This window comes from Rhodococcus sp. S3 (assembly GCF_058211795.1).
Genome location: NZ_CM177074.1, coordinates 3,386,361 through 3,399,952 on the forward strand (window position 1 = coordinate 3,386,361; position 13,592 = coordinate 3,399,952).

The 13,592-nt window shown below is 67.9% G+C and carries 7 protein-coding genes and 2 pseudogenes; 5 read left to right on the forward strand and 4 right to left on the reverse strand.

The features are described 5' to 3' along the window. Positions 1-4 precede the first annotated feature (4 nt). Positions 5-1,783, forward strand: a complete 1,779-nt coding sequence (locus AC0LPE_RS15845; protein WP_490604807.1) for a cutinase family protein — start codon at positions 5-7, stop codon at positions 1,781-1,783. A gap of 39 nt (positions 1,784-1,822) precedes the next feature. Here AC0LPE_RS15845 and AC0LPE_RS15850 read toward each other — a convergent pair whose 3' ends face one another. Continuing rightward, positions 1,823-3,100 carry a LuxR C-terminal-related transcriptional regulator gene (locus AC0LPE_RS15850; RefSeq protein WP_006550370.1) on the reverse strand — a complete coding sequence of 426 codons (1,278 nt, stop codon included), beginning with the start codon at positions 3,098-3,100 and terminating at the stop codon, positions 1,823-1,825. A 167-nt stretch (positions 3,101-3,267) separates the two neighbouring features. Between AC0LPE_RS15850 and AC0LPE_RS15855 the strand changes: the two genes are divergently transcribed. Then, entirely contained in the window at positions 3,268-4,845 is a 1,578-nt protein-coding gene (locus AC0LPE_RS15855; RefSeq protein ID WP_490604808.1) for an AMP-dependent synthetase/ligase, read from the forward strand. Positions 4,846-4,934: 89 nt separating this feature from the next. Then, complete coding sequence (locus AC0LPE_RS15860; protein ID WP_490604809.1) at positions 4,935-6,779, forward strand: SIP domain-containing protein; 1,845 nt, start codon at positions 4,935-4,937, stop codon at positions 6,777-6,779. A 350-nt stretch (positions 6,780-7,129) separates the two neighbouring features. On the opposite strand, the pseudogene AC0LPE_RS15865 reads toward AC0LPE_RS15860, so the two are convergent. Together AC0LPE_RS15865 and AC0LPE_RS15870 are read right to left on the reverse strand one after the other, a co-directional pair. Next, positions 7,130-7,330: pseudogene (locus AC0LPE_RS15865) on the reverse strand (ISL3 family transposase); the annotation flags it as partial. Between the two features lie 125 nt (positions 7,331-7,455). Next, complete coding sequence (locus AC0LPE_RS15870; RefSeq protein WP_490604810.1) at positions 7,456-8,523, reverse strand: IS110 family RNA-guided transposase; 1,068 nt, start codon at positions 8,521-8,523, stop codon at positions 7,456-7,458. Positions 8,524-8,909: 386 nt separating this feature from the next. Between AC0LPE_RS15870 and AC0LPE_RS15875 the strand changes: the two genes are divergently transcribed. Further along, complete coding sequence (locus tag AC0LPE_RS15875) at positions 8,910-9,767, forward strand: 3-hydroxyacyl-CoA dehydrogenase (RefSeq protein WP_024101447.1); 858 nt, start codon at positions 8,910-8,912, stop codon at positions 9,765-9,767. 45 nt (positions 9,768-9,812) lie between these two features. Further along, positions 9,813-11,618, forward strand: a complete 1,806-nt coding sequence (locus AC0LPE_RS15880; RefSeq protein WP_006550365.1) for an oleate hydratase — start codon at positions 9,813-9,815, stop codon at positions 11,616-11,618. Positions 11,619-11,693: 75 nt separating this feature from the next. On the opposite strand, the pseudogene AC0LPE_RS15885 reads toward AC0LPE_RS15880, so the two are convergent. Then, positions 11,694-12,975 (reverse strand): annotated as a pseudogene (locus AC0LPE_RS15885) (IS1634 family transposase); the annotation flags it as partial. Between the last annotated feature and the right edge of the window lie 617 nt (positions 12,976-13,592).

Here is a 13,592-nt window from a genome sequence, read left to right on the forward strand (position 1 = left end):
GCCCATGGCACTTCGAAAGTCGCTGTCGCGTCGGCGGATTCTCGCCGGCGTCTTCGCCCCCACCGCGCTCGGAGTCGTGGCAGCGGCCGCGATCGTGCTTCCGCAACAGGACACCCCCACCGTTGCCGACCCGTATCTCGCCGGCCTGGCGAAGACCACCGAATGTCACGACATGGTCAGCCTGGGCATCGGTGGTCGCGGCGACATCCCTCGCGACGAGTCGAAGATGCTCGTCGACGAGAACGGCAAAAGACTTCCCGCCGGTCAGCAGGACGCCTACAGCAGTATGTGGGTGGATCCGGTGATCAATGCCCCGATGGGGGAGCACGCGGACGGCGAGGGATACGCCGCCATCTACATCGAGTACCCGGCCGACCTCGCCAGCTACGAGAACGCCGTGAACAAGGGCGCCGAGAACACCATCGAGGTCATGAAGGCCATCCGGAGGTCCTGCCCGAACACCCAGTTCGCCATCGTCGGCTTCAGCGAGGGCGCCGACGTCGCGCGCCGCGCCGCAATGGAGATCGGTGCGCAGGAGCAGGGCGAGGACGGTTCCTGGGACATCATCGATCCCGACTCCGTCAGCGGCGTGGTCATCCTCTCCGACGCCGGCCGCCAGGCGGGCGAAGGCTTCTTCCCCGGTGCGGAGAACGGCACGAACCCCGACGGTTTCGATCGCCCCTACCAGCCCGGCGGCGACGCCGTCCCCGGACGCGGCGTCCTCCCCGACACGAACGGCGGCTTCGGTCATCTCGCCGGCAAGGTCGCCTCGTTCTGCTCCGAGGGCGACTTCACCTGCTCGGCACCCGAGAACATCGCGCTGATCGAACTGCTCGCGAACGTGGGCCGTCAGGTCAACGGCGACGCTCTCGAGCGCGAGGGCCTGACCCCCGCGACCGGCGCAGATCTCGCCCAGGTCGTCGGCCGGGTCGCACTGCTCGCTCTCGCCGACATCTCGGCGAACCCGGACTGGATGCGGTCGGACGAGACCTTCCTCGAGGTGCTGATCAAGGTCTCCGACCCGAGCTACGACCCCGCCACCGCACGCCCCACCACGCCTGTGGCCGCCGACGCCGACGAGGACGCGACCGGAGAGGACGGCGCGGAGGCGCCCATCCCCGCGGAGCGTCTGTCCAACCTCGCGTACCTGCCGGAGAAGATCGTCAAGGAGGTCGTCGGGTTCATCCGGAGCAACCAGAACACCCTCGCGGTGGTGCTCGCCGACCCGTACGACCAGACCTTCGGCTACAACGAGGAGACTCGGGACCACTACGGTCACCACTTCGACTACTGGGACGACGACATCGACGGCAAGGGCACGTCCACCGTCGAGTACGCCGCCGCCTGGCTCGAGCACCTGGCCCGCGAGGCCAGGGAGGGCAAGAAGGTCGATCCGAAGAAGGTCGACCAGACCGCGGTGCTCATGATCGCCGAGGAGACGGCGAAGGCCGAGAGCGCCGAGGTGTCCACCACGCCGGAGACCTCGCCGTCCTCGACCGTGAGCGACGATGCGACGGTCGCCGACAGCAGCGTGCCCGCCGCCGTCGACGGCGCCCCGGCTCTCGCGGGCGACCCCGCCGCACCGGTGGATCCGCTCGCGACCGAGGCGGGAGTGCCGGCGGCCACGTCCACCCCGGTGACCACCACGGCCCCGGTCCCCACCCCGTCGGAGACCACGACTCCGGCCACGGGCGAGACCACCACGGACGCCGGATCGACCACCTCCGGAACGCCCACGACGACCGTCGCCCCGACGACCACGTCGCCGGCACCGGCTGCCTGACCGTCCTCGACGGGCCACCCGCCGACCGAGAACTCGGCGTCAGCCCGCGGCGCGGACCCCGGCCTCTGCACCGAGAGCCGCGGCCTCACCGCGAGTGCTGACGCCGAGTTTTCGTAGTACGCCGGCCACGTGGAACTTCACCGTCGACTCGCTCACGCCGAGACGTTCGGCGATGACGCGGTTGCGCCGTCCGGCCACGAGATGTTCGAGGACCTCGATCTCCCGGGGCGCGAGCGCGGCGAGCGCATCGAGAGCGGGTCCGTCCGTCGCAGCGATCGGCAGGTCGAGCGGGAAGCTCACCGCGATCCGTGTGCCCCAGCCGGGGGTCGACTCGGATTCGATTCCACCGCCGAGGGTTTCGACGCGGTCGCGGAGCTGGCGCCCGAGTTCGACGACGTCGATCTCGCCGCTGCCGTCGTCACGCACGTCCACCAGCAGGGTCGAGTCGTCGCAGGTCCACGCGACGCGCACCCGCGTCACGTCGGTCTGACCGGACATCGCCAGCACGGCGCCCCGGGCGATCGCGCGGGCCGCGTGCGCGACCTCGCCGGGCAGTCCCCGTCCACCCACCGGCGGAGCGACCATCTGCAGGTCGAGCGGGCGGTGCCGCACCAGATCGCGCAGTTCACCGTGGAGTCGCGCGAACGCGGTGGTCAGTGCCTCCTCCGCGAGTTCGCGGTGCAGGTCCACCGCCGATCGCAGGCCGATCAGGGCCTCGGTCGCCGTCTCCCGCGCCGTGGTCCGGGCACGGGTGTCGTCGAGATCCTTCGACCGCAGGGTCGCGAGGATCGTCTCGAGGGTCACGGCATGGGATTCGGTGAGCTCGGCGACGGTGCGGGCCCGCTCCGCGGAGGCGGCCCGCGATTCCGCGAGATATGCCGGGCTGGCGGTGTGCACCTGCAACCGGATGCCGGTCGCGACCACCCCGAACGCCGCCCGCACGAGAACGAGGGCCGCGGAGGTGGCCCGGGCCCCGCGAGGCACGAACACCAGGAGCGTGTCGGTGCTGTCGAGGATCGCGCACACCTCACGATCGCGACCAGCGAGACGGAAGCTGCCGCGGCGGATCTCCCCCGCGACGAGGTCGTTCCGCACCCGGTCCAGCTCGGCGATGGTCACCCGGTCGACGATCGACGGGTCGCCGGCCACCTTCCGCGGCCGGCCGGTGCATTCCCTCGTGAAGATCACCAGGGCACTGTGCGGAGCGAGGTCGTCGACATAGGTGGAGAATCGCTGCGCGATCTCCGCGAGCGGACCGGTGAGGACGTCGCGCAGCTCGGCGATCAGGACCTCAGGGCGACGGGCAGCGGGACTCACATGCCCACGATATCGGCGTCCACCGGCGCCTTCCCGGAGGAGCCCCGGCCCCTGCCGACGCGTGCATCGCGTACTGCGCCACTTCGGCCCCTCGGACCCCGGCCGGCGGTAACATTCCGATCACTGGGGCGACATCGATTCCTCGTCCGTGGGAGGTGCTACGAACAGTGGCGGACCCCCGCGCGACGACGGGCACCGCGACCGCGATCGACGGTCGCGACGGGTTCCCCGCGACCGTGCCGGGTCTGCTGCTCGACCGGGTGTCCCGCTCCCCCGACTCCGTCGCCTACCTGTGCCCGGACCGTGAACGGTGGCGTCCTTCGACGTGGACGGACGTACGCCGCGAGGTCTTCGACCTCGCGGCGGGACTGATCGGTCGGGGTGTGGGAGCCGGATCGCGGGTCGCGATCTGCGCGACGACCTGTTATCGGACCGTCGTCGCCGACCTCGCGATCGCGTGCGCGGGCGGCGTCACCGTCCCGATCTACCCGGCGACCCGCGACGACGAGGTGCGGTCGCAGATCCGGCGTGCGCACACCGTCCTCACCGTCGCCGACCGGCCGGTCGCCGCCACCGACGTCCTGGGCATCGACGGACTCGACAAGCTCGCCGACGAAGGGCGCCGTCTGCTGCGCACCGACCCCGACGTCGTGGAGCGACGGATCGCGGCGTTGTCCCCGGACGACGAGGCCGCGCTGATATACACGGCGTGCGAGGACGGCCGCACCAAGGGCGCGTGCCTGACCCACCGGGGCACGACCTACGGCGCCCGTGCCGTCGCGCAGACCGGGATGATCTCGTCGTCCGACCGTCAGTTGCTGTGGTTGCCGCTCGCGCACGTCTTCGGCCGGTCGTTGCTGCTCATGGCCATGCACACAGGCGTGAGCACCGCCGTCGACGGTCGCGCCGACCGCGTCACCGCGAATCTGCGCACGGTCCGGCCGACCTTCCTGGGATCGGTCCCGCACGTGCTCGAGAAGATCGCCCGGCTGGAACGGGACGAGCTCGGGGGTCGGCTCCGCTTCGTCGTCTCCGGATCGGCGCGATTGTCCGAAGACGTCGCCCGGCGGTTCGAGCAACTCGGTGTACCGGTGCTCGAGTGTTACGGGATCACGGAGACCTCCGGACCGTCGTGCGCGAACCTGCTCGGCGCGCACCGCCCCGGCACGGTCGGCCGACCACTGCGCGGCACGGAGGTCCGGATCGCCGACACCGGCGAACTCCTCATTCGGAGTCCCGGAGTGATGACCGGTTACCACGACGATCCCGCGGAGAGTGCCGCCGCGCTCGACGCCGACGGCTGGTTCCACACGGGCGATCTCGCCGAGATCGACGCCGACGGATTCGTCGTCGTGACAGGGCACCGCAAGGACACCTTCAAGACCAGCACCGGAAAGTACGTCGGCCCCACCGCGCTCGCCGACCGCTGGCGCCGGATGTGTCCGGGCAGCGAACTCGTCGTGGCCGGGGAGCTGCGCCCGTACTGCGTCGGTCTCGTGTTCACCACCGCGCCGGAGCCGGTCGTCGCGGCCGCGCTGGAGCAGCTCGACGCCCGATCGGATCCGTGGGAACGCATCCGCCGATTCGTCACGGTGAGCGCGCCGCCGAACGCCGACGATCTCGACCCGGCCGGGCGTCCGATCCGTGATCGCGTGCTCGCCCGGTACGCCCGTCTCGTCGACGAGATGTACGCGAACGGTCGTCGCGCGGGCCAGGACGGGTCGCGGCAGTCGAACGCCGTCTGAAGTAAGGTTCACCTAAACGCAGGTCACCGCGCGGCCGGAGAGGCCGGTCGTTCCGCCGTCCACGATCCCCTGCCGAGGAGAACGCACCCATGGCCCGTAGTCTTCGCCCCATCGAGGTCTTCCCGATCACCACGCGGTACCTGAAGGTGCTCCGCGTGACGGACGTGAGCCCCGGGATGCGACGGGTGACCCTCGGGGGCGAACAGTTGCAGGCGCACGTCGCGCCGAACGGGTTCCCGGTGGAGGCGTTCCGGTCCGACGGTGTGGACGACGAGTTCAAGCTGATGTTCAAGCATCCCGAACTCGACGAGGCCCTCGGCCCCACCCAGGCCGACGGCGTGGTGAACTGGCCGCGCGATCCGAAGCTGCTCATGCGCACCTACACCGTCCGGCGCTGGGATCCGGTCGCCGGCGAGATCGACGTGGACTTCGTGCGCCACGGCGTGGGTCCCGCGTCGAGCTGGTCGTACCGCGCGGAACCCGGTGAGACCATCCAGATCGCCGGACCGAAGTCGTCGGCCGGACACCCGCAGGGCGTGGACTGGACGCTCGTGGCAGGCGACGAGACGGCTCTGCCGGCCATCGGGCGCTGGCTCGAGAACTGGCCGGAGGGTGCACGTGGCCGGATCTTCGTCGAGATCGCTGACGACTCGCATCGGCAGGATCTTCCCGTTCCCGACGGGGTGGAGCTGACCTGGCTGAGCCGCGACGGCGCCGAGCCTGGCACGACGACCCTGTTGTTCGATGCCATCCGGGCCGCCGAGTGGTGGGACGGCACGGTCTGCGCGTGGGTGGCCGGTGAGGCCCTCACGCTCACCCCGATCCGGCGGTGGCTGCGCAACGAGAAGGGCCTGCCCAAGGAGCAGGTGGAGGTCACCGGTTACTGGCGTCGTCAGGAGGTCGCGGTGTCGGAGGCCGACGCCTCCCTGCCCGATTTCGAGGCGACCGAGGACGAACGCGACCGCTTCGACGAACTGGCCGAGATCGCACCGGGTTTCGCGCTGCGGGTCGCGGCGACCATCGGACTGGCGACGGCCTTCGACGCGTCGCCGCGCACCCTCGACGAACTCGTGGCCAAGACCGGAACCGACCGCACCGGTCTGGGCAAACTGCTCCGCTATCTCACTGCCGTGGGGGTGGCCGAGGATCTCGGCGAGGGCCGGTTCCAGCTCACCGGCGTCGGCCGTGAACTCGAGGACGACCACCACATCGAGGAACTGCGACTCGACGGCGTGCACGCGCAGCGGGAACTGGCGGGCATGCTCGCGCTCCTCGCCGCCGTCCGCACGGGTCACGGGGACGACGCACAGCGGTTCGGGAAGAGCTTCGCGCAGCGCATCGCGGACGACACCGCTCTCCTGACGGACCGGTACGAGCAGGAAGCCGAGATGGCCGTCTACTTCGCCGGTGCCCTCGCGGCGAAGGTGCCCGCCGACGTCATGACGATCGTGGTCTCCGGTGAGGCCGCCGGTTCCTACGCCCACGCCCTCGTCACGGCGAATCCGTCGGCACGGGCGACCGTGGTGGCCGCGCCGTCGGAGATCGAGGTCGTGCGTCGCGTCCACGGCGAGCACGTGCGCGTCGCCTATACGCCGGGCAGCATGCTCGAAACCCGCCCCGAACCGGTCGACGCGGTGCTGCTGACCGGGCGGTTGAACGAACTGCCCGATGCCGACGCCGTGCACGTGCTGCAGCAGGCGGCGGCGGGACTGAATCCGGACGGCCGGGTCCTCGTCTTCGGCACTGTGCTCGACGACATCGCCGGTGAGCACGACTACGAGGACGATCTCGTCGACTTCGCGCTCAGCGGCGGCGGTGGTCGTACGCACGAGGACCACCTGGCACTGTTCGAGGCGGCCGGCCTCGCGGAACCCGAGCGCACGACGGTGGGTTGGGGCATGACGGTGTACACGTCCACCGGCTCGGCGGGCTGAGATCGTGAGAATGCAGCGGCCTCGCGACGCGCGGGGCCGCTGCAGAACGACAAGAAGAGCTGCTGCGAGGAAGTCTCCCGCGAGGAATGTCTTCCGAACGGTGGACCTAGCGGGAGGCTTGTCGAAACTTGCCCCAGCGCTGGACGGATGGTCCCGAGCCACGGGGCTATTCGGAAGCGTGCGTGTCCACCAGGCGCACCGAGGCGGAGCCTTCCTCAGCTGTCTCGACCGGATGAGGTTCGTCAGGTTCCGGAAGTTCAGGGCCGAGCCGCGGAGGCGCTCCAGGCACCCGTTGACGGTCCCGGTCGGGCCGTTGCACGTGCCGGTCCGGTCGAAGAACGCGAGGATGTCTCGTGGGCGAGACGCCGCGTGTCCGTCCCGCGCGAGAGCGCCCGGCTACCGCATCCCCGGCACCACGGGTCCGGCTCGGCGACGCGGCACTCGATCACCGCGCGATCCGGCTCGAGCAGCTGACCGACGGCCACAAGACCGAGCTCGTCGAGGTGGAAGAAGACGGTCAGGTCGGGGGTCGCGAAGGTAGCGTGGTGCACGTCGAGGTCTTCCGGCGGATGGTCAGTGTGAGAGCTTCCATCATCGGAAGGCCTCGACTTTCATCCGGCGACCGACGCGCTCAGCCACCCACCCCCTCAACTGCGACACTCCTATTGACTTGCTGTCAAGCGGCGGTCGTTTGGCGTCGAGGCTGCAGCGTCTGGACGATGAGTGGATAGAGCTGCCGAACGAGATACCGTTTCAGGCAGCGGATGATTTCCATCTTCGTCTTGCCTTCCGCGATCCGTCGTGTCGCGTAGTTACGGGTCTGCTGGTCGTAGCGCAGCCGCACGAGCACGATGTGGTAGAGCGCTGAGTTCGCCTGCCGGTCGCCTGCGCGGTTGAGTCGGTGACGGTTGGTCTTGCCCGACGACGCCGGTATCGGACAGGCTCCGGCCAGTGCCGCGAACGCGGCTTCCGAGCGTAGCCTGTCAGGGTTGTCGCCGGCGGTGATCAGCAGCTGCGCCACGGTGTCTCGGCCGCAGCCGAGGACGCTCATCAGGTCCGGGGCATGGTCTTCGAGTAGCCGTTGCAGGTGCCCGGACAAGTCCTCGATCTGCTCGGTCAGTGCTTGCCAGCGCCGCGCCAGCAGCCGCAGGCTGTAGGCCGTGGCCTCGGCTGCGGTCACCGGCGCAGGTGTCGGTCGTGACGCCGCCAGCGCAGCGATCAACTTGGTGTTCGACAGGCCCCGGTAACGCGAACGCAGCTCCTCTGGCGCCGTGATCAGCATGCCCTTGATCTGGTTGATCGTCGCTGTCCTGGCGGTCAGTGCAGACGACCTCGAGGTGCGCAGCACCCGGAGTGACTCCACCAACCCATCGCCACCCTTGGGTGCGGCGCTGGCTCGACCCGACAGCACCGCCTCAGCGGCCGAATAGGCGTCGAAGGGATCGCTCTTGCCGCGAATCCGGCGATCGAACCGGTTGGGGCGGTTGACCTCACTGACCGCGATGCCCGCGACCTGCATCGCACGACTGACCCCAGCCCCGTACGAGCCGGTGCACTCGATGCCTACCTTCACCAGCCCAGGCCAGGACCGCAGGAACCGCAACGCCGCCTGGTAGCCGGCCGCGGTCGCTGGGACCTGTACATCTGCCAGTCGTCGTCCGGTGGCATCGATCGCTGCGACGTGGTGGGTGTCGGCGTGGGTATCGATTCCGCCGTAGACCTCGAGGTGATCCTGATTCACCATGGGACTGCGCCCTTCCATCTTGTCGGGTGCGCAGTCCGGCCGGGCGTCAGTCAGTTCACTATCGGGGATCTCGCCAGACTCCTATCAGGACATGACGGCCCGCCGGGCTGCACTCAAACGAGTGAGCCGAGCCGGTCGACACGTCGCAGACAGGACAGCCACCAACCTGCAGTGGCGTCAGAAGAGCCGTGAGCCAGACCCGCCCACCAGACCCATCCTGCGTCCACCGAGCCGAGACCGTCACGCCCATCAAGGAGTCAGACCAACCGGTCCACGAGATCCATAGTGAAGAGCCACAACACCGGCTACGCTCATCGTGACCGGCGTGCTGCACACACCCCGGCGGCCGGATCCGCCGCCCGAGAAGGGATGAAGGAAACAGAACAATGAGCAACATCACACACGTGACCGTCCTGGGAACCGGAGTCCTCGGCACCCAGATCGCCTTCCAGACCGCCTACAGCGGCTTCCAGGTCACCGCATATGACATCAGCAGCGACGCCATCGAGGCAGCCAAGAAGCGGTTCGACGCTCTCGTCACCACCTACAAGGACGACGGAGTCGCGGGGGCAGCCGAGGGGAAGGCGGACGAGGCGCTCACCCGCGTCCGGTTCTCCTCCGACCTCGCCGACGCGGTCGCGGACGCGGATCTGGTCATCGAGGCGATCCCCGAGGTACTGTCCATCAAGCAGGACACCTACCGAAGGCTCGGCGAGCTCGCACCGGAGAAGACGATCTTCGCAACGAACTCGTCGACACTTCTGCCCAGCGACCTCAAGGACTCCACCGGACGCCCCGCCAAGTTCCTCGCGCTGCACTTCGCGAACCGGGTCTGGAAGTTCAACACCGCCGAGGTGATGGGCACCGCCGACACCGATCCGGCCGTGTTCGACGAGGTCGTCGCCTTCGCCGGCAACATCGGGATGGTTCCGATCCCCGTGTACAAGGAGAAGTCCGGCTACGTCCTCAACTCGCTACTGGTGCCGTTCCTCAACGCCGGGTACGCACTCGCCGCCGGCGGATACGCCGAGCCGAAGGACATCGACAACGTGTGGCGGATCGGCACGGGAGCGCCGATGGGCCCCTTCCAGATCACCGATGTCATCGGCCTGGCCACCCCGTACAACATCCTCGCCCACGGCGGGGAGGAGGACCAGGCGCTCGCGGCCTGGCTGAAGAGCGAGTACATCGACCACGGCAAGCTGGGCGTCGCCACCGGCGAGGGCTTCTACACCTACAACTGACCCACGACCGCGGCAGAACAGTCCACGAGAGGACGTGCAAGCCAGATGTACTACAGCAGTGGAAACTACGAAGCCTTCGCCCGCCCCCGCAAGCCCGAGGGAGTCGAGAACAAGACCGCCTGGTTCGTCGGCGCCGGGCTCACCTCGATGGCCTCGGCGGTGTTCATGATCCGCGACGGGCAACTCTCCGGCGACAAGATCACAATCCTCGAGCGCCTGGACCTGCCCGGCGGCGCGCTGGACGGTATCAAGAAGCCGGACAAAGGGTTTGTCATCCGCGGCGGGCGCGAGATGGAAGACCACATGGAGTGCCTCTGGGATCTGTTCCGCACCATCCCGTCGCTCGAGGTCGACGGATCCGTCCTCGACGAGTTCTACTGGCTCAACAAAGACGACCCCAACTACTCACTCAACCGGGTCACACACCGGCAGGGCGAGGAGTTCGTCACCAACAATGAGTTCGGCCTGAGCGAGAAAGCTCAGAAGGAGTTGGTCAAGGTTTTTCTCGCCTCGCGTGAGGAGATGGAAGACAAGCGCATCGACGAGATCTTCGGTGAAGAGTTCCTGAGCAGCAACTTCTGGCTCTACTGGCGGACGATGTTCGCGTTCGAGAACTGGCACTCCGCACTCGAGCTGAAGCTCTACCTGCACCGGTTCGTGCACCACATCGGCGGGCTCCCCGACCTTTCGGCGCTGAAGTTCACAAAGTACAACCAGTACGAATCGCTCGTGCTGCCCATGTACCGCTGGCTCCTGGACCAGGGCGTGAGATTCGAGTTCTCCACCGAGGTCACCGACATCGACTTCGTTTTCGACGGCGACCGTAAACAGGCCACCCGCATCCACTGGACAAAGGGCGGCGTGCCCGGCGGCGTCGACCTCGGTCCCGACGACCTCGTGCTCGCCACGATCGGTTCGCTCACAGAGAACTCCGACGACGGCACCCACCACAATGCGGCCAGACTCGACGAAGGTCCCGCGCCGGCGTGGGACCTGTGGCGGCGCATCGCGGCCAAGCACCCCTCTTTCGGACGCCCCGAGGTGTTCTGCGGCGACATCTCGAAGACGAAGTGGGAGTCAGCGACGGTCACCACCATCGGCCCTGAGATCCCGAGGTACATCAAGAAGATCGCCAAGCGCGACCCGTTCTCCGGCAACATCGTCACCGGCGGCATCGTCACCGCGAAAGACTCGTCCTGGCTGCTCAGCTGGACAGTCAACCGCCAGCCGCACTTCAAAGCGCAAGCACCCGACGAGATCGTCGTGTGGGTCTACGGCCTGTTCGTAGACGTGCCCGGCGACTTCACCGGCAAGACAATGCAGGAGTCGACCGGCGAAGAGATCACCCAAGAATGGCTCTATCACTTGGGTGTGCCCGTCGAGGACATCCCGGAGCTCGCGGCAAACGGCGCGAAGACCGTGCCCGTGATGATGCCCTACGTCACCTCGTTCTTCATGCCCCGCACCGCCGGTGACCGCCCCGACGTGGTGCCCGAGGGCGCAGTGAACTTCGCGTTCATCGGCCAGTTCGCCGAAACCACGCGCGACACGATCTTCACCACCGAGTACTCGGTGCGTACTGCGATGGAGGCCGCCTACCAGCTGCTGGGCATCGATCGCGGCGTGCCGGAGGTGTTCAACTCCACCTATGATCTCAGGTTCCTGCTCGAGGCCACCGCGCGCTTGCGCGACGGCGAGGAGGTAGAGCTCCCCGGCCCGAAGTTCGTCGGCAACCGCATCATCAAGCACCTCGACCACACTCAGATCGGACAACTCCTCACCGACTTCGGAGTCATCCCCGAGCTCGACGGCACGACGAAACGAGTCCGTGCCGATGACGCCGGAGCCTGACCCGCAGACGCTGACTCCGTCCACCGAGCGACGATCACCCCGCGCCGATCTCCGGCCTGAGTTCCACAACTTTTGGTGACCCGCGTTTATCGCATCGATGAGTTTGCGGGCGTCGTCGTTGATGCTCGGCTCGACGATCATCTCGTGGTCGCCGATGGCGACCACGATCGTGCGCAGGGGTTCGAGGGCGCCGACGACCTTCTTGATCGATACGCCGGTGATGTTCTGCAGGTATCGGGCAACCGCCAGCGCGGCGAACACCACGGTCAAGTGCGCCTCGATGGAATCCCTGGTCCGGTGGAAGACCGGTCTGGCCTTGAGGTCGGACTTGGCCATCCGGAACGACTGCTCGACCTTCCACAGGTCGTGGTACGACGCCACCACGGCGTGGCCATCCATGATCGTCGAGTCGATATTGGTGACGTACCCCTTGTATCCGGCCGCTTGGCGAGCCCGTTCGATCGAGGCCTCGTCCAAAGTGACGTTCTGTCCGATGAGCTTGACGAACCGCTGCTTCTTCAAGGGCTCGGCCCGGTGGGCCACTCGCTGAGCACGGTCGATCTGCGCGCTGAGCGTGCGGCGATCCCGCTGGGCGCGCTCCCACTTGTAATGCCACACCACTCGGCGGTCGCGCCTGTCGCGGCCTTGCCCCATCGGGCGGGTCAGCTCCACGATCTCGCCGTCGTCGATGCGTTGCCGCGGCGACCGAAGTGCTCTTCGAGCTCCTTGGGCGCTTTGGAGGTGCGGGAGCCGACGATGAACAGTAGACCTGCGTCTTCGAGTCGTTGAGGTTGGCCGCTGAAAGCATCCCGGCGTCCGCCACGACGACCATGTCCGCGATTGCGTGCCGCTCCTGGAAGGCGGTAATCACCGGGATCAAGGTCTTGGTTTCGGCCTTGTTGCCCTCGAAAACGTGCACGTCCAGCGGGAATCCGTCCCGGGCGACCAGCAGGGCGACGCCGGGGCCGCCGGCGGCCGTGACGTGGCGCCAACAAGCGGCCGCGATGAGAGTGCGGTAGTCGCGAGCAATTACCCGACCCAGACAGTTGTAAAGCGTGTTGACGTGCGGGGGATCTAGGCCAAGGCGCCCAAGCACCCGTACCGAATCTAGTTTGCTCGTCGGCTCGACCAGACGGGCCAGTACCAGGTCGCGGAATACCGAATCCGCCACCACGCCCAACCCCAGGCGCTCGTAGCTGCCAGCCAAGCCCTGCCACAAAATTCGTGGCGACGAGCGTTTGACTACGGCTGCCGTGCTGGCGGGCAGATCGATCACCGCCGAGGCTCGATCCTCCAGCCCGAGATCGAGTTCGTGCTGGTTAGCGTTGATTCGTTGCTTAGCAATCTCGATCAATGATTAGGTCGTCGGTTCGATTCCGACAGGCGGCTCCGGCGAACAGCCCCTGACCTGCGCAAACGCAGGGCAGGGGCGGTTCGGTTCTGGTGGTCGCGCGATGCGCTGGCCTCACGGTTCTGCCCGACACCGACGTCGCTCTCCTCTGCGACGGACCCCTCGCCGGCTGAGCGCTCGGGCCGGCATCCTGCCCGTGTGCCGATAGGCCTCGCTCCGCTCGGCAACGCAGCGTGGCGTTGTGTCGCGACCTGGACGTGCGAGGTGTCAACGGTGCGTCGGCGCAGCGATCGTTGTGTGCGCAGCGAGATGCTCCATGCCGCACGCGCGGCGCGCACGAACGCAACGCCCCGGAACGCCAACGACCCGTCATCGCTGCGACGCGCAACGCGTCTCCCGTCACGGCAACGGATCGCAACCACGACCCGCCCACGGCGCCTCGCGGGACGGAGGGCAAGTTGACACAGTTGCGCTGCCATGGAACCGCGCTGGCTCTCTCGATGACCACCGGTGAAACAGTGCCGCTCCAGGCTTGCGCCTGGTGTTGCCTGGCCTCCTCGTGATCGGCCCGTCGGGGATCGTCAACGTGGTGCGGGTGTCGAGGCGGTCGGGTCCGACGGCTC